This is a genomic window from Streptomyces sp. NPDC057638, from assembly GCF_042800315.1.
Lineage (GTDB): Bacteria > Actinomycetota > Actinomycetes > Streptomycetales > Streptomycetaceae > Streptomyces.
Window position 1 is genome coordinate 1 of sequence record NZ_JBHVHF010000024.1, and the last position, 16,001, is coordinate 16,001.

General features: G+C 73.0%; 14 protein-coding genes. 3 read left to right on the top strand and 11 right to left on the bottom strand.

The annotated features are described in order from the left end of the window. Window positions 1-353 precede the first annotated feature (353 nt). The 4 genes from fxsA to ACFVIM_RS05900 form a co-directional block, all read right to left on the bottom strand. Window positions 354-956, bottom strand: a complete 603-nt coding sequence (fxsA, locus tag ACFVIM_RS05885; RefSeq protein ID WP_384298977.1) for an FxsA family membrane protein — start codon at window positions 954-956, stop codon at window positions 354-356. 122 nt (window positions 957-1,078) lie between these two features. Beyond that, window positions 1,079-1,864, bottom strand: coding sequence for a polyprenol monophosphomannose synthase (locus tag ACFVIM_RS05890; RefSeq protein ID WP_384298980.1), 786 nt, complete (start codon window positions 1,862-1,864; stop codon window positions 1,079-1,081). Window positions 1,865-2,441: 577 nt separating this feature from the next. Continuing rightward, complete coding sequence (locus tag ACFVIM_RS05895; protein WP_384298982.1) at window positions 2,442-4,091, bottom strand: amidohydrolase; 1,650 nt, start codon at window positions 4,089-4,091, stop codon at window positions 2,442-2,444. 79 nt (window positions 4,092-4,170) lie between these two features. Next, complete coding sequence (locus ACFVIM_RS05900; protein WP_384298984.1) at window positions 4,171-4,611, bottom strand: Lrp/AsnC family transcriptional regulator; 441 nt, start codon at window positions 4,609-4,611, stop codon at window positions 4,171-4,173. 202 nt (window positions 4,612-4,813) lie between these two features. Here ACFVIM_RS05900 and ACFVIM_RS05905 point away from each other — a divergent pair, with 202 nt between their 5' ends. After that, window positions 4,814-5,281, top strand: coding sequence for a hypothetical protein (locus tag ACFVIM_RS05905; RefSeq protein WP_384298987.1), 468 nt, complete (start codon window positions 4,814-4,816; stop codon window positions 5,279-5,281). A 354-nt stretch (window positions 5,282-5,635) separates the two neighbouring features. Here ACFVIM_RS05905 and ACFVIM_RS05910 read toward each other — a convergent pair whose 3' ends face one another. From ACFVIM_RS05910 to ACFVIM_RS05925, 4 genes are all read right to left on the bottom strand, one after another. Next, window positions 5,636-6,808, bottom strand: coding sequence for an acyl-CoA dehydrogenase family protein (locus tag ACFVIM_RS05910; RefSeq protein ID WP_384298989.1), 1,173 nt, complete (start codon window positions 6,806-6,808; stop codon window positions 5,636-5,638). A 188-nt stretch (window positions 6,809-6,996) separates the two neighbouring features. Continuing rightward, complete coding sequence (locus tag ACFVIM_RS05915; protein ID WP_384298991.1) at window positions 6,997-7,689, bottom strand: TetR/AcrR family transcriptional regulator; 693 nt, start codon at window positions 7,687-7,689, stop codon at window positions 6,997-6,999. A 108-nt stretch (window positions 7,690-7,797) separates the two neighbouring features. Beyond that, on the bottom strand, window positions 7,798-7,953 hold the full coding sequence (locus tag ACFVIM_RS05920; protein WP_384298994.1) for an SCO1431 family membrane protein: 156 nt from the start codon (window positions 7,951-7,953) through the stop codon (window positions 7,798-7,800). Window positions 7,954-8,093: 140 nt separating this feature from the next. Further along, window positions 8,094-9,434: a C39 family peptidase gene (locus ACFVIM_RS05925; protein ID WP_384298996.1), complete on the bottom strand. Its 1,341-nt coding sequence runs from the start codon at window positions 9,432-9,434 to the stop codon at window positions 8,094-8,096. 196 nt (window positions 9,435-9,630) lie between these two features. On the opposite strand from ACFVIM_RS05925, the gene ACFVIM_RS05930 reads away from it, so the two are divergent. Together ACFVIM_RS05930 and ACFVIM_RS05935 are read left to right on the top strand one after the other, a co-directional pair. Continuing rightward, window positions 9,631-10,308, top strand: a complete 678-nt coding sequence (locus tag ACFVIM_RS05930; RefSeq protein ID WP_384298998.1) for a uridine kinase — start codon at window positions 9,631-9,633, stop codon at window positions 10,306-10,308. A 282-nt stretch (window positions 10,309-10,590) separates the two neighbouring features. Beyond that, complete coding sequence (locus tag ACFVIM_RS05935; RefSeq protein ID WP_384299001.1) at window positions 10,591-12,495, top strand: AAA family ATPase; 1,905 nt, start codon at window positions 10,591-10,593, stop codon at window positions 12,493-12,495. Window positions 12,496-12,698: 203 nt separating this feature from the next. Here ACFVIM_RS05935 and ACFVIM_RS05940 read toward each other — a convergent pair whose 3' ends face one another. The 3 genes from ACFVIM_RS05940 to ACFVIM_RS05950 form a co-directional block, all read right to left on the bottom strand. Next, window positions 12,699-13,769 (bottom strand): hemolysin family protein, encoded by a 1,071-nt coding sequence (locus ACFVIM_RS05940; RefSeq protein ID WP_384299003.1) that lies wholly within the window; start codon window positions 13,767-13,769, stop codon window positions 12,699-12,701. Then, entirely contained in the window at window positions 13,766-15,145 is a 1,380-nt protein-coding gene (locus tag ACFVIM_RS05945; protein WP_384299005.1) for a hemolysin family protein, read from the bottom strand. The genes ACFVIM_RS05940 and ACFVIM_RS05945 overlap by 4 nt, the downstream gene beginning before the upstream one ends. Before the next feature lie 409 nt (window positions 15,146-15,554). After that, window positions 15,555-15,998, bottom strand: a complete 444-nt coding sequence (locus ACFVIM_RS05950) for a PH domain-containing protein (protein WP_384299008.1) — start codon at window positions 15,996-15,998, stop codon at window positions 15,555-15,557. Window positions 15,999-16,001: the final 3 nt, after the last annotated feature.

Sequence of the window (16,001 nt, forward strand, 5' to 3'; positions counted from 1 at the left end):
CCACCATCCGGGTCCTGCTCGGCCTGCTGCGCGCCGACACGGGCACGGCCACGCTGCTCGGACGTGACACGGCCCGCGGCTTTTCTGTCGCTACGGCTCCGCCAATCCGGCCGAGCTACGGTTTCGCCGACCCGGCCGCCGTGGCCCCGCTCCCTGGCCGCTACGGGGCCTCTCCCGGCCCGCCACTCCCCCACTCCCAGGGGCCCGGCAACGGGGTCAAGCCCTCTCGTACACGCTCCTCCCGGACGGCACAGCGGGCCGCCAGGGGGCCACACGGAGGCGGGCACCCGGTCCCGCACGGACCCCAGGTCCCTGCGGGACCGGCATGGACCCCAGGGTCCGGCCAGCCGGTCTCAGGGCGTCAGCGGCGGCCGGGGCCCGTCCCCGGAGGAACGGCCCCCATCCCCATACGCACCGCCGCGCGGATGGTCCGGGCGGTCCGGGTCGATCACCTCGCCCGGGACGACCTTCCCGTCCGGACGGTGGATCCTGGCCTGCTGGAAGGCGTCGCCCAGGGAACCGGGCGAGGCCGCGCGCATCCGGCGCTCCAGCGAGCGCTCCGCGTACCGCGCGAGCGCCGCACGGACCGGGGGCACCAGCAGCACGAGTCCCACGGCGTCGGAGATCAGCCCGGGGATCATCAGCAGCAGCCCGGCGAGCATCAGGAACCCGTTGCCCTCGCCCGCGGGCGGGGCCTGGGGAACCTCCCCGGCCTGGGCCCGCTGGAGGGTCTCGCTCAGCGACTGGAAGGCCCGGCGGCCCGCACGTTTGATCACCGCACCGCCGACCACGGCTCCGCCGATGAGCAGGGCGAGCACGGTCAGCGCGCCGGTCGCCTGGGCGACCAGGGCCAGCAGCCAGATCTCCAGGACCAGCCAGGCCAGGATGGCCAGCGGCGTGATGCGTCGGGCGCGGGAGCGCTTGGGGGTGGTCGGGGGCATGGCGCCGGTCGTCATGCCCCCAGTGTGCCTGGGTGGCCGCCGGAGCGGCGTAAGGGGGTGATCAAGAGGCATCCGGCCCCTCAAGCCCGCCCCTGCCACGCCCCGGCGCCTCCGGGCCCGCCGACCGGGGCCACGGCTCAGGAGTGCGGCCGGCCCCGCAGCTTGCCGGCCCGGTCCGACAGACCCCAGCCCGCGACACGCCAGAGCGCCTCGACCGCGATGTCACGGTTCATCTTGGAGTCGCCCAGCTCGCGCTCCACGAAGGTGATGGGCACCTCCACCACCTGGTACCCGGCGGCGACCGCCCGGCGCGCCAGGTCGACCTGGAAGCAGTAGCCCTGGGAGGAGACCTGGTCCAGGCCGAGGCCGCGCAGGGTCTCGGCGCGGAAGGCCCGGAATCCCCCGGTGACATCGCGGATGGAGAGTCCGAGCAGCAGCCGGGAGTAGGTGCTGCCGCCGCGGGAGAGGAACTCGCGGTGCTTGGGCCAGTTCACCACCCGTCCACCGGGCACCCAGCGCGAGCCGAGGACCAGATCGGCCCCCTTGAGCGCGGTCAGCAGCCGGGGCAGTTCCTCGGGCTGGTGGGAGCCGTCGGCGTCCATCTCGACGAGGACCCCGTAATCGCGCTCCAGGCCCCAGGCGAAGCCCGCCAGATAAGCGGCGCCGAGGCCCTCCTTGCCCTTGCGGTGGAGGACCTTGACCCGCTCATCGACGGCGGCCAGCTCGTCGGCGAGCTTGCCGGTGCCGTCGGGGCTGTTGTCGTCGGCGACGAGGACGTCGGCGTCGGGCACGGCGTCGCGCACCCGGGCGACGATGGCCTTGATGTTCTCGGCCTCGTTGTAGGTCGGAATGATCACCAAGGACCGGCCGAGCGGTCCGTACCGCTTCCCCTCGGCTTCGCTGACCCTAGCGCCGTCGTTCACTGCTGCCCCTTTAATGTCCGTGCACAGAGCCCCACCATAGCGACCGCTGGACACGGCTCCACGGCGGCCGGGATCTGGGGTGTCGAACGGAATGGGCCCGTCCGGGTGGATCGCGCTCGGACTCATGGCCGGAAAGCGCGGTCGGGCGCCCCTCGGGGTGTCCGCGCGGGGGTGCGGAGCGGGGTCCGGCGTCCTTCGGGCCGACCTGGAACCCGCTGGCTGCGGGTCGACCGAGAGCCGTTGTCTACTGAACGCCGGACCCCATCCGGGTCGCACCTGCCGTCCGGCTGAAACCTTCCCTCGCCCCCGAGGCGCGGGCGCTGGACCTGGCTCCCAGTGGCAGTGCCCCGGTGCGGCGCACTGCCCCATGGCCCAGCGGCGTTCGACGACTGCGTGGAGATCCAGCCGGCCGGACGTCCTGTGGTGGACTCGGCCGAACCTACCCGTCCGCAGGCGCTCCGTGTCAACAGTCGTGCGATCTGCGCGGTTTGCCTCATTCAGCCGGTCCCATCGGGAAGATCCGCAGGTCGGCGAGGAGCGTCCGGAGCGGCGACGGACGGTGCGAAATGTCCGTATGTCACTCGTTTGGGCGCTCTTCGCTTGCCCAGACCGTTTCCCCGGCCACGGCCGTCCACAGACAGACCGGCAGCTCGGCTCCGGGGCTGAGGTCGGGGAGTCCCGGAGTGCCCGAGCGGGGGTCCGTGGACCACCGGGCGACCCGGTCGTCGGGCGCCTGGACCAGCAGCTCCCCGGTCCGCCACACCGCGTAGTCGGCGGGCGCGCCCGGCACCAGGATCCCCGCGTCGTCCCGGCCGACCGCGCGCCAGCCGCCACGGGTGTGGGCGGTGAAGGCGGCCCGTACGGAGATCCGGTGCTCGGGGGTGCGGTGGAAGGCGGCCGCACGGACCGTCCCCCAGGGGTCCAGCGGGGTCACGGGGGCGTCCGAGCCGAGCGCCAGCGGCACCCCGGCCCGCAGCAGCGCGGCGTACGGATTGAGGGTCCGCGCCCGCTCCACCCCGAGCCGCTCGGCGTACATCCCGCCGTCCCCACCCCAGGCCGCGTCGAAGGCAGGCTGTACGGAGGCGGTGAGCCCGAGTTCGGCGAAGGCGGCGATGGTCTCGGGGGTGAGCATCTCGGCGTGCTCCACCCGGTGGCGCGCGGCCCGCACCCGGGCCAGCCCGACCTTCTCGGCGGCGGCCCGCACCCCCGCCACGACGGTGGTGAGCGCGGCGTCGCCGATGGCGTGGAAACCGGCCTGGAGCCCGGCCTCCGTACAGGCGGCGACATGGGCGGCGACGGCGTCCGCGTCGAGATGGGCGAGCCCGGTGTGGTTCCCGTCGGTGTAGGGCTCGTGCAGACAGGCGGTGTGGGAGCCGAGGGAACCGTCGACGAAGAGGTCGCCCGCCGCGCCCAGGGCCCCCAGCCCGCGGATCCGCGCGGCCCCCTCGGCGTCGGCGATGGCCTCGGCCCAGTAGCCGACGACCCGGGGGCCGGGCCGGGTCCGCGCCAGCTCCAGCAGGGCGCCCAGATCGGCCTCGTCGGAGATGTCGGGCCCGGCGCACTCGTGGACCGTGCCGATGCCCAGGGAGACGGCCCGCTCCAGGGCGGCGCGCTGGGCGGCGTCCCGCTGCGCGGGCGTGATCGCGGCGTGCGCGGCGGCCCGTACGGCGTGGTGGGCGGCGGCCGTGAGCGGCCCCTCCGGGTGATAGCCGGCCAGGCCGGTGACCCCGGGTACGAGATCGAGCAGCGCCGTGGTGACGACGGCCGAGTGGACGTCGATCCGGGTCAGGTAGAGCGGTCGGCCACCGGCGGCCTCATCCAGTTCGGCCCGGCCCGGGTGGCGCCGCTCGGGCCAGCGGCTGGCGTCCCAGCCGTGCCCGAGGAGCACCCCACCGCCCGGGTGCGCGCGGGCGTGCTCCCGCACCCGGCGCAGCGCGTCCGCGAGGCTGTCCGCCATGGACAGGTCGAGCCCGGTCAGGGCGATCCCGGTCGCGGTGGTGTGGACATGGGCGTCGGTGAACGCGGGGGTCACCAGGGCCCCGTCGAGGTCGACGACCTCGTCCACCCCGTCGGCGAAGGCGTCGGCCGCACCCTCGGAGCCGACCCAGGCGACATGACCCCGTTCGACGACCATCGCGGTGGCGAAGGGGTCGGCGGGGCTGTGGACTTCGCCACGGCGCAGCAGGATCGTGCGGGGGTCGCCGTGCGGGGCGGTGCTCTCGGTCATGGGCCCAGCCTAGGCAGTGCGCCCGGCCCCCCGGGGACCGGGCTCGGGGCCCGCGCCGCCCCCGGCGCGGGAAGGGTGTTCAGATGCGTGGCGGCCGGGCCTCGTACGGGGTGGAGAGGACCACGGTGGTACGTGTGGAGACCCCGGCGAGCGAGCGGATCCGGGTGAGCAGGTGTTCCAGCTCCAGCGGAGTGGCGACGCGCACCTTGAGGATGTAGTTCTCGTCGCCCGCCACGCTGTGGCACGCCTCGATCTCGGGGACGCCCGCGAGTCGCTCGGCGATGTCGTCGGGCGCGCTGGGGTCGAAGGGCTTGGCCGAGATGAACGCGGTGAGCGGCAGCCCGACCGCCTCGGGGTCCACGACGGCGGCATAGCCGCGGATCACTCCGCGCTGCTCCAGCCGGCGGACGCGCTGATGCACCGCGGAGGTGGACAGGCCGGTGGCCTTGCCCAGATCCGTGTAGCTCATGCGCCCGTCCTTGACAAGCAGTTCAACGATCTGACGATCCAGCTCCTCCATGCGGATCAACTTAATTGCCCAGGTCGTCTCCGCACAGCCGGAAGCGTCTCACCGGGGCATCTGCGGCTGGCATGTGACGAACGCCACACAATCGGTGGCCCCTCGGCCGTGACCTCATGGTTACCGGCAGGGGGCATGGGGAAGTGCTTGCTGTGGTCGGGGCCACAGACGCCCGTCCGGCCCACCCGAGGGGGAGAAACCCATGCAGAGTGTGAAGAACGTCCGCCCCGAATCGGAGCCTCTCGATCCGGCTGACGCCGCCGAGGTGGACGAGCTCGACGAGTACGACACCTTCGAGATGTACCGGGTCATCTGCGCGGACTGTGCCCAGCCCATCGCTCTCCTCCCGGGCGAAGAGGTCCTTCCGGAGCACGCGCTGTGCCCCACTCCCTGGAAGCCGTTCGGCCTCACCGTCTGTGCTGGAACCGGTCGCTCCGCCTCCTCGGCCCAGCCCGCCGACGAGTCCCTGGAACCCCAGGAGCAGGACATGGGGCTGCTGCTGACGCTCCCTCAGGGACTGGACTGGCGGATGCAGCCCTTCTCCCACGTGGGTGGTCCCGGCTCCCGCCCGCTGCGGCCGCGCGTGGCCATGCCCCCCGTCCCCGCCACCGCCGTGATTCCGGTCCCGGCCCGCGACCGTAGCGCCCAGACCCACCGCCGCGCGGCCTGAGCCCCGGTCAATGGTCGTCCCCGACCGGACGCGAGGCTCCACCGCGGCTCCCGAAGACGTCCCCGGCACCGGCGCCGAAGCGCCCGGTCCACCCGGCGGACTCGATGGCCTGACGCCCCTGACGGCGTCAGGCCCTTTCTTATGCGCGCCCCTCGCGTCTTCTGACCCGCACCCCTCGCCTCGCCGCCGGTGCCCGGTGGACGCCCGTTCCCGGTATACGCCGTCGTACGGACGCCGGAACCCCGGACGGTCCGTACGGGCTCCGCGACCACGGGCGCGCCACACCGGTTCCGCGACCGCGGGCCCGCGCCGTGGCGGGCCGCCGACACGGTCCCGCCTGCGGCCAGCGGCCCGTCAGCGGCTCTCGGGGCCCAGCAGATGGCGGGCGATGACCATCCGCTGGATCTGGTTGGTCCCCTCCACGATCTGGAGGACCTTGGCCTCGCGCATATAGCGCTCGGCCGGGAAGTCGGCGGTGTAGCCGTAGCCGCCGAGCACCTGGACGGCGTCGGTCGTGACGCTCATCGCCGCGTCCGTGCAGAACAGCTTGGCCATCGCGGCCTGCCGGGAGAAGGGCCGGCCGGCGTCCCGCAGCCGGGCCGCGGCCAGGTAGAGCGCCCGGCCCGCCTCGACCCGGGTCGCCATGTCGGCGATCAGGAAGCGCAGTCCCTGGAAGTCCGCGATGGGCCGTCCGAACTGCTCCCGCCCGGTGGCGTATCCGCGCGCCGTGTCCAGGGCCGCCTGGGCGACGCCCACGGCGCAGGCGGCGATCCCCAGCCGCCCCGCGTCCAGGGCGGCGAGCGCGATCGAGAAGCCCTGTCCCTCCTGGCCGACGCGGCGGTCGTCGGAGACCCGCACGCCGTCGAAGTGGAGCTGGGCCGTGGGTGAGCCCTTCATCCCCATCTTCTTCTCCGGGGCGGCGGCCGCAAGGCCCGGCGCGTCCCCGGGCACCAGGAACGCGGTGATCCCCCGGGAGCCCTCCTCGCCGGTGCGGGCGAGCACGGTGTAGAAGTCGGCGACTCCCCCATGGGTGATCCACGCCTTCGTCCCGCTGATCACCCAGTCGTCGCCGTCGCGGACCGCCTTGGTCCGCAGGGAGGCGGCGTCGGAGCCGGACGCGGGCTCGGAGAGGCAGTACGCGCCGAGGAGACCGCCGCCGAGCATGGCGGGCAGCTGCTCGGTCAGCTGCTCCTTGGTGCCGTACCCGGCGAGGGCGTGGCAGGCGAGGGAGTGCACGCTGACGCCGAGGCCCACGGTGAGACGGGCGGCGGCCAGCTCCTCCAGGACCTGGAGGTAGACCTCGTAGGGCTGGTCCCCACCGCCGTACTCACCGTCGTACGGCAGTCCGAGGAGACCGGACTCCGAGAGGAGGGTGAAGAGTTCACGGGGGAAGAGGCCCGCTTCCTCCTCCTCGGCGGCGCGCGGGACGATCTCCCGCTCGGCGATATCACGGACCAGGCCGATCAGTTCCCTGGCCTCTTCGGTGGGCAGGGGACGCTCCACCTGCTGCGGGGCGCGGTCGGGCATTGCGGCGCTCTCCTCCCTGTACGGGGCGTCACGGCGTCGCGCGCCGGGGTCTGGGCGCGGCACCCGCCGGTCGTGCTGCCAGGCCGATGCTGCCCTTCTGGATCACAGAAGAACCGCGGTGGACGGCCCGTGGCGCGACGAGTATGCCCGATCAGCGGATTTACGTCACGGGTCACAGCGACGCGTGATCACGGCGCCGCGGCCCCCGACGGCGGGGGGACGGCGGTCCCGTGCTGCGGATAGGGCGGAGGTACGTACTCCAGGGGCGGCTGGGGGCAGCCGGGCTCGAACTCCTCGATCGTCGCCAGCGTGGCCCGCAGCAGCCGGATCAGCAGGGCGCACAGCAGCTCCCGGTCCACCTCCTGGTGGGAGAGCCAGTCGAGGGTGATCTGTTCGACGCTGCCGAGCCAGCCGAGGAGCGCCAGCCGGGCGAGGACCGGCACGTCCCGGGTGCCGTAGGCGCCCTCGGCGATGGTGGCGGCCAGTTCCTCGCGTACCGCGCCGCGGATGGACTGCACCTGGGTGTCGAAGCCGACACCGCCCGTGACGATGGCGCGGAAGGCGGCCTGGTGGGTCTGGGCGTACCGCAGATAGCCGTCGATGGTTCCGCGCAGCCGCTGGGCGCGGGGAAGTTCGGGGTGACCGGCCGCACGGGAGAGGAGATCGGCGACGGAGTCCTCGATGATGGCGAGGTAGTAGCCGCGTTTGCTCTCGAAGTAGTAGTAGATCAGGCCCTTGGCGACGCCCGCGTGTCGGGCGATGTCGTCCATGGAGAGGGCGTCGTACGAGGTGTCGGCGAACAACTTCCGCCCGATCGCGAGCAGTTCCGCCCGGCGGGCCCGGGATCTCGCGGTCGTACCGCGCCGTTCACCCTGATGCATGTACGCCCTTGTCTCACAGGGACGGGGGATCTTCGCAGTATGGCAGACCCGCCAGGGGACCTTCCGGAGGTGCGGGCCGGGTCCTCCGGCGGGCCGGCGATACGCGGATCAGAGCAGACCGAGGCGGGTGACGAGCATCGCGACCACGACCACGAGGATCCAGCCGAGGACGTGTTCGAGCAGTTCCGGCCCGTCGTCGGGGCCGCCGGTACGGGAGCGGGGAACGGCGGGCGCGGTGGGGTGCGCTGAATTCGCTGAGTTCACTGAGTTCACTGCGTTCACAGCGTTCACAGCGGTCATGGGCGTCTCACGGGGTCGTACGGTGGGGGGCCGCCCCGGTGGCACCCGGGGGCTGTGACCACAGTGCCAGCCGGGGCCCCCGAGGGGTAGAGACGCGGGTCACGTCAGCGCAGGCCGAGACCGGCGAGGACCCGGCGCTGGGGGCTGGTGAGGCCCTGGGGCCAGTAGAGGTAGCAGACCCCGCCGCTGCCCGAGCGGACCCGGCCCTGGGCGTCGTAGCGCTTGGTGCGCAGCCAGATGGTCTCCCACTCGCGACGGCGGTAGACCCTGCGTACGGCCGCGTTCCCCGGGGAGGCGGGATCGTTGGCGATCACGTCGCCATCGGGTGTGAAACCGACCACGGTCATCAGATGGCCCGTCGTGCCGTAGCCCGCGCCGGTGAGCTCGGAGGCGAGGAAGGACTGGGAGGTGATCACCGGGATCCCCGCCGCGACCAGGCGTTCGACGTCGGCCAGCGAGGATAGCCGGGTGACGGCCGCGTTCATCCCGGGGTAGGTGGCGGCATAGGCGGCGTTGAAGGGCCAGTTCCCGCACCCCTGGTACTGGTGGTCGTAGGTGGCGCGGGCGGCGTGGCAGATCTGGGGGTCGTCATAGGCGGGGTCCACCCAGGCCAGCTGTTCGGGGGTGGCGCGGCGGCCCCAGTACTCGATGATCATCTGGGACGAGGTGGGGCTGCACCAGGCCTGGCCACCGTTGTCATACTCGGGGTAACGCCCGATATGGACATTCTGGGAGTACCGGGGCACGGACAGTTCCCCGGAGTGCCGGGGTACGGAGGCGGGGACCGTGAAGCGCGCCGGGACGTCGGACGCCATCGCGCCGACCCGCCAGACCAGCGGCGTGACGGCGCCGCCGGGGGTACGGAAGAGGGTGAGCCGCAGCCGGTGGCCGGTCAGCCGGGTGCCCCCGTCCGCGTCATCGACCGCGAGCGTGTCGGTCCATACGCTCGCCCGGCCGTCGCCCTGACCGTCGACGGAGGTCCGCCGCAGCTCGCTGTCACCGGACGCCCAGCGCCCCATCACGAACCAGGGGGTGTCGGTGCCGTCCGCGTACGTGCCGGAGAGCTCCAGCTGGATCCAGGTGCCCGCCGGGGTGTGGGCGTTCCAGGAGGCGATCAGCTCGGTCGCCGGGACCGTGGAGCGATGGCGGGGCGAGGTCCAGGTGGCGTACTCCCAGGCGGTGGTGGTCCCCGTATGGGGGTCGGTGTGGTCGATCCGGCCCACCGGACGGCCGATGACGATTCCGGGACGGCGGCCGGGGACCGCGCGGACGCCGTCGGCGTCACCCCGGCGCCAGTCGGACCAGGTACTCCAGAAGCGGTTCTCCACCAGCGGCGGCGTGGACCGGGGGCGCGGAGGGGCGGCATGGGCGACGGAGGTGGACAGAGCGCCGGCGCCCGCGGCGGCGAGGGCGGCCGACAGCACGTTTCTGCGCGTGGTAGCCATGGATCTCCCATGATCGTCGTTGGACAACGGCCTCACTATCACCTGAGCCCCACCCACCCCACCAGCACCCGGGAGCGGTGTTTTTACGGCCGTGCGCCGTCCGGGCCGTATTCCTTCCCGTTCCCCGCCGCCAGGGGAGCGAGACATCGCGGGGACCCGGCGCGGGGAAAACCGACCACCGGCATAGGCTGGGTGGATGGACGGTCTCGAACGGGTGACATCGTGGGTGCGGGCGCGGCCCCCCTCCTGCGGCCCGGTGCGCCTCGTCGCCGTCGACGGCCACGCCGGTTCCGGCAAGAGCACCTTCACCCGCCGTCTCGCCGCGGCCCTGGGGGAAGCCGCCACCCCCGTACTCCACCTCGACGACCTCGCCACCCACGAGGAACTGTTCGCCTGGACCGACCGCGTGCTCACCCAGGTCATCACCCCCCTCGCACACAGCCGCACGGCCCACTACACCCCCTATGACTGGGTCCGGCGCGGCTTCGGACCGCCCCACCCCCTCCCTGCGGCCCCGGTGGTGCTGGTGGAGGGCGTCGGCGCCGGACGACGGGCGCTGCGGCCGTATCTGGCGGGGCTGCTGTGGATGGACCGGGCGGCCGAGGACTCCTGGCGGCGCGGCCGGACCCGGGACGGACGGGAGCAGTCCGCCTTCTGGGACGGCTGGACAGTGGCGGAGACTCGCCATTTCGCCAGCGACCCGTCCCGCCCGTTCGCCCATGCGCTGATACGAGAGATTCCCCTGGGATACGCGGTGCGTCCGGGGCCCGCCGCACCACCCGGACCCCACCGGAAGATCACTCTGAGTAGCGATACTCCAGGGACATACCAAGCAGTCGGAAATCTGACGGAAGAGGGCCGGAACTCTGCTTGACCCCTGGGGCGTAAAGGTCTTACGTTCTCAATGTGCGGCCTGTTGAGCCGCCTCAGACGCGAAGCCCCCGGTTGTTCCCCCGTGATCGGGGGCTTCGTTCTGCCCGCGGCCACCCCGTACGGGCCCGCGAAAGCCGCTCCGAAGCCCCGATTTCCTCACCCTCGGTCACCGAAGCTGGATCATCTCGCGCCCTTCGGCTGAGCCTCCCTGCGCAGGTACGATGCCCTTCGGTGGGGTCAAATCCCGTCCACCGCACGGCGGTTGCACTTCGTGGGGGATCTGATGGACATCGGCACGCAGGGCGCACCGGCCCCGGCCGACCTCGCCTGGGTGCGCGGCGTGGACGCCTACACCATGGGGGCCTACCCGCAGGCCGAGGAAGAGTTCCGGACAGCGGTGCGGCTCGATCCCGGGATGGCCGACGGCTGGCTCGGACTGCACGCGCTGCGCGTCGACCCCACGACCGCGCTGCTGCGGATGCACCGCGCCCGCGAACGCTTCGGCGAACAGCGCTCCCGCCATCGGCGCACCCTCAACTCGTGGTACTGGCTGGGCTGGTGGGTCCAGCCCGTACTGGAGAGCCAGCGGGACCTCCTGCTCGCCCATGCCTCCCACTGGCTCGACGGGCGCCATGTACCCGAGCTGGACCGGGCACTCGCCGCGCTGCCGCCCGTCGACGCCGACCCCCAGGTCCGCTTTCTGCACGCCTGCCGCTCCTATCTCGTCAAGGACTGGGAGCAGCTCGTCCGCCACACCGAACCGCTGGTCAACGACGCGCTGCTGGGCATCGAGGCCGGGCTGTTCGGCGGCATGGCCCGGGTCCGGCTGGAGATGTACGCCCAGGCCGAGCCCCTGCTGACGGCCGCCCTGATGCGCTGCCGCAGCGAGCAGCCACAGCGCAAGGAGCTGCGGTACTGGCTCGCCCGCGCCCATGAGGGCAACGGCCGCAGCGCGGCGGCGCTCCCGCTCTACCGCGCGGTGCACCGGGTGGACCCGGCGTTCATGGACACCTCGGCGCGGCTGGCCGCCATCACGGACTACGACGGCATGGACGGCATGGACGGCTACGACGACTCCACCGGGCTCGCCGTCTCCCTCGCCGGGTTCGGCCAGGACTCCTCCGAGGAGCGGCTCGACGCGGACCCCGCCCCGGCCGCCGAGACCCGTTTCGGCTACGACACCCAGACCCAGGTGCCCGGCGCCGTCACTCCCGTACCGCTGCCGGAGATCATCCGTCAGCGCTCGGTGCTGCCCGTGGAGCCGGTGCCGCCGGTCTTCCCCCAGGGCCCCACCGATCCGGAGCTGCTCGCCAGGACCCTCGCGGAACTGGACGCGATGGTCGGTCTGGAGCCGGTGAAGCGGCAGGTGAAGGCGTTGTCGGCACAACTGGAGATGGCGCGGCTCCGCGCCGGTCAGGGCCTTCCCGTGGCGCCGCCGAAACGACACTTCGTCTTCTCCGGCCCCTCCGGGACCGGAAAGACCACCGTCGCCCGCATACTCGGCCGGGTCTTCTACGCCCTCGGGCTGCTCGGCGGCGACCATCTGGTGGAGGCACAGCGCTCCGACCTGGTCGGCGAGTTCCTCGGCCAGACCGCCGTCAAGGCCGGTCAGCTGATCGACTCCGCCCTCGGCGGTGTGCTCTTCGTGGACGAGGCCTACAGCCTCTCCAACACCGGCTACTCCAAGGGCGACGCCTACGGCGACGAGGCCCTCCAGGTACTGCTCAAGCGCGCCGAGGACAACCGCGACCAGCTCGTGGTCATCCTGGCCGGGTATCCCGAGGGCATGGACCGGCTCCTCGCCGCCAACCCCGGGCTGACCTCGCGCTTCAACACCCGGGTCGACTTCCCCTCGTACCGCCCGCTGGAACTGACCGCGATCGGGGTGGCCCTCGCCGCGCAGAGCGACGACATCTGGGACGAGGAGGCCGTCGAGGAGCTGCGCTCCATCAGCGGCCATGTCGTCGACCAGCGGTGGATCGACGAACTCGGCAACGGCCGCTTTCTGCGCACGCTGTACGAGAAGAGCTGCGCCTACCGCGATCTGCGGCTCTCCGGCTACCCGGGCACCCCGACCCGGGAGGACCTCGCCACCCTGCGACTGCCCGATCTGATGCAGGCGTACGGGGAGGTCCTCTCCGGCCGCGGCCCCCTCGGCAAGGGGCAGCAGGAGCCACCGGCGAGCTGAACCGGGCGGCCAGACGGGCTCCTACAGTAGGGCGTGTTTCGAAAGTCCCGCCTGGCCCGCGACGCCCGGCACGCACACTCGCCGCGTTGTCGGAATCGCCCAAGTACGTCCAGTACGAGGGCGACCCTCCGCCTTGCGATTGCACGCACCGGACGCCGCAGGCCCCGCCCTGCGGGCGGACGCCGCTACTTTCGAAACACGCCCTAGCTCGCCAGCGCGATCTCCTCCGGCCGGGGGTGCGGGGGGTCCCGGTGGGACGGGTCGCGCACCTCGCCGACCAGGGTCTCCAGCACATCCTCCAGCGCCACCAGCCCCAGCACCTCCCCGGTGCCGTCGGCGACCTGCGCCAGATGGGCCGCGGCCCGGCGCATCACGGTGAGCGCGTCGTCCAGCGGCAGTTCGGCGCCGAGGGTGACCATCGGCCGCCAGACCCGCTGGGGCACCGCCCGGTCGGGTTCCTCCAGGTCAAGGACGTCCTTGACATGGAGATAGCCGAGATAGGGACCCGGCCCCTCACCGCGCACCGGGAAGCGCGAGTATCCCGTCCGTACCGTCAGCGCCTCGATCTGGCGGGGTGTCACCGAGGGCTCCACGGTCACCAGGGACGCGCGGATCATCACCACCTCGCTCACCCGGCGGCTGCCCAGGCCCAGGGCGTCGGCCACCCGTTCCCGTACGGCCGGGTCCAGCAGCCCCGCCTGGCCCGAGTCCTCCACCAGGCGGCTGAGCTGGGCCCGGGTGAAGACGGTGGCCACCTCGTCCCGGGGTTCGACACCGCAGCGCCGCAGCACCCAGTCGGCCGCGGCGCCGAAGGCCGCGGTCACCGGATGGCTGAGCCGGGCGAACGCGACCAGCCCCGGGCTGAGCCAGAGCGCGGTCCGCTCGGGGGCGGCCAGCGCGAGGTTCTTGGGCACCATCTCCCCGATGACGAGGTGGAGGACGACGACCACCGCGAGCGCCCCGGCGTACCCCAGCGGGTGGACCAGCCCCTCGTCCACCCCCACCAGGGGGAAGAGAGGTTCCAGCAGATGGGCCACGGCGGGTTCCGCGACGGCGCCGAGGGTGAGGGAGCAGACCGTGATGCCGAACTGGGCCGCCGCCATCATCCGGGGCAGGTTCTCCAGCCCGTACAGCACCCGCCGGGCGCGCGCCGAGGTCACGGCGAGCGGCTCGATCTGACTGCGCCGTACGGAGACGAGCGCGAACTCGGCCCCCACGAAGAAGCCGTTGGCCAGCACCAGCAGCGCGGCCAGGGCCAGTTGGCAGGCGCTCACCGCCCGGCCCCCGCCACCGGGGCGCCGACGGACGGCACCGGGGCCCGTTCCGGCGGCGGCGCTCCCGGTTCCACCCGTACCAGGCGGACCCGGTCGGCGCGGTGCCGGTCCACCTGGCGGACCGAGAGCAGCCATCCGGGCAGTTCGGCCCGGTCGCCGGGGGCCGGGATGCGGCCGAGCAGTCCGGCGACGAGCCCCGCGACCGTCTCGTACGGCCCGTCGGGCACCTCGACGCCCATCCGCCGCAGGGTGATCACCCGGCAGCTTCCGTCCGCCTCCCAGACCGGGGGGCCGCCGTCGGCGGCGAGGGGCGACAGCTCGGGCCGGTCGGCGCCGTCCCCGTCGTGCTCGTCCCGGACCTCGCCCACCAGCTCCTCCACGATGTCCTCCAGGGTGACCACCCCCGCCGTACCGCCGTACTCGTCGACGACGACGGCGATCGGCTGTTCGCTGCGGAGCCGGTCCAGCAGCCGCTGCGCCGACAGGGTCTGGGGCACCAGCAGGGGCGCGACGGCGAGTGCGGCGACCGGGGTGCGGGCCCGCTCGGCGGCGGGGACCGCGAGGGCGTCCTTGAGCTGGACCATGCCGATGACCTCGTCGATGCGCTCCCGGTAGACAGGGAAACGGGAGAGGCCGGTGGCACGGGTGAGGTTGACGATGTCAGCGGCGGTGGTGTCACTGCGCAGCGCCACCGTCTCCACCCTCGGGGTCATCACATGGCGCACGGTGAGCCCGCCGAGGGAGAGCGCCCGGACGAAGAGGTCCGCCGTGTCCGGTGTCAGCGCGCCCCGGCGCGCCGAGTGCCGGGCGAGGGCCACCAATTCACCGGGGGTACGGGCGGAGGCCAGCTCATCGGCGGGCTCCACCCCGAAGAGCCGTACGAGCCGGTTGGCGACCGTGTTCAGCAGGGTGATCATGGGCCGGAACACGGTCGCGAAGAGCTGCTGGGGTCCGGCGACGAACCGCGCGACCTGGAGCGGCCGGGAGACGGCCCAGTTCTTGGGGACCAGTTCCCCGACGACCATCTGGACGGCGGAGGCACACAGCATCCCGACCACCACCGCCACACCGGGGACCACCGCGCGAGGCAGCCCGGTCGCCGTCAGCGGCCCGTCGAGCAGCCGTCCGAGCGCGGGCTGCGCCAGCATGCCGACGGCGAGGGAGGTGAGGGTGATGCCGAGCTGGGTGCCGGAGAGCTGGAACGACAGCTCGCGCAGGGCCGAGACCACCCGGCGGGCGCGGCGGTCACCGTCGGCCGCGGCCCGTTCGGCCTCCGGCCGTTCCACGGTGACCAGGCCGAACTCGGCCGCCACGAAGAAGCCGTTGGCGAGAATCAGCAGCAGGGCGAGAGCGAGGAGGGAGAGAGGAACGATCATGCCGCCACCCCGGCGGAGGGGGCGGCGCGGGTACTGCCGGACGGTCCGTCCATGGCCGGAGGGTGTCACTCCCCTGGTCGCAGGAGCCCCGCGGGCCGCGCTCGGCGGTCGCGTCGGCGGACGACGCGTGGGCGGCGGACGCGCGGACGTGGCTGGCCGTGACCGCCGCGACGGCGGACGGATCCACGACACTCGCGTCAGGACGGTCGTGTCACGGAGGTCGCCGGTCGGGCGACGGGCGCGTCACGAGGGTCGTCTCGCCACGGCCGCCGGGAGCGGCCGCCGAGCGGTGCAGGACAGCGGGACGGGGCGCACGGGGCGCCGCCGCCACCAGAGTAGTCACGCCCCGTGCGCATCCGGTGACATCAGCGCGCCACCAGGGCGGCGCGGTGGAGTGCGCGGATGCGCGCTACGGCCGTGCCGCACCGCGCGACTCGACAAGCGCCTTCAGCGCGCGGGCGTCCTGGATCGCGCGCTCCCGGGCGATTCCCGGCTGGATACCGAGCACGGGCTGGCTGGTGCCGTCGCTCAGATCGAGGAAGACCCAGGGATCACCCGGACGGAGGTTCACCCGGAGGATCTCCGCCCACGCCAGTCGGCGCACCCGGGTGAAGTTGACGACGGTGACACCCTCCTCGTCGGCGACCACCTTGGGCCTGCTGAGGACCCAGAGGGCACCGGCGAACAGCAGCGCGGTGAAGACGAAGCTGATCCGCTCCCCCAGGCTGAGCCGCTCCAGGATGACGGCGACGGCGACGATCACGGTCACCATCACCGCGCCGACGGCCAGGAGTACGGCCCGGGTGCGGTTCGGCCGGAAGACCACGGGGAGGGCGGGGATGGTGGTGGGCATGGT

Excerpts from the sequence above, each read along its gene's own strand:
- fxsA (WP_384298977.1), bottom strand. The coding sequence starts at position 956 with ATGACGACCGGCGCCATGCCCCCGACCACCCCCAAGCGCTCCCGCGCC.
- ACFVIM_RS05895 (WP_384298982.1), bottom strand. The coding sequence starts at position 4,091 with ATGACCGAGAGCACCGCCCCGCACGGCGACCCCCGCACGATCCTGCTG.
- ACFVIM_RS05900 (WP_384298984.1), bottom strand. The coding sequence starts at position 4,611 with ATGGAGGAGCTGGATCGTCAGATCGTTGAACTGCTTGTCAAGGACGGG.
- ACFVIM_RS05905 (WP_384298987.1), top strand. The coding sequence starts at position 4,814 with ATGCAGAGTGTGAAGAACGTCCGCCCCGAATCGGAGCCTCTCGATCCG.
- ACFVIM_RS05910 (WP_384298989.1), bottom strand. The coding sequence starts at position 6,808 with ATGCCCGACCGCGCCCCGCAGCAGGTGGAGCGTCCCCTGCCCACCGAA.
- ACFVIM_RS05915 (WP_384298991.1), bottom strand. The coding sequence starts at position 7,689 with ATGCATCAGGGTGAACGGCGCGGTACGACCGCGAGATCCCGGGCCCGC.
- ACFVIM_RS05925 (WP_384298996.1), bottom strand. The coding sequence starts at position 9,434 with ATGGCTACCACGCGCAGAAACGTGCTGTCGGCCGCCCTCGCCGCCGCG.
- ACFVIM_RS05930 (WP_384298998.1), top strand. The coding sequence starts at position 9,631 with ATGGACGGTCTCGAACGGGTGACATCGTGGGTGCGGGCGCGGCCCCCC.
- ACFVIM_RS05935 (WP_384299001.1), top strand. The coding sequence starts at position 10,591 with ATGGACATCGGCACGCAGGGCGCACCGGCCCCGGCCGACCTCGCCTGG.
- ACFVIM_RS05945 (WP_384299005.1), bottom strand. The coding sequence starts at position 15,145 with ATGATCGTTCCTCTCTCCCTCCTCGCTCTCGCCCTGCTGCTGATTCTC.
- ACFVIM_RS05950 (WP_384299008.1), bottom strand. The coding sequence starts at position 15,998 with ATGCCCACCACCATCCCCGCCCTCCCCGTGGTCTTCCGGCCGAACCGC.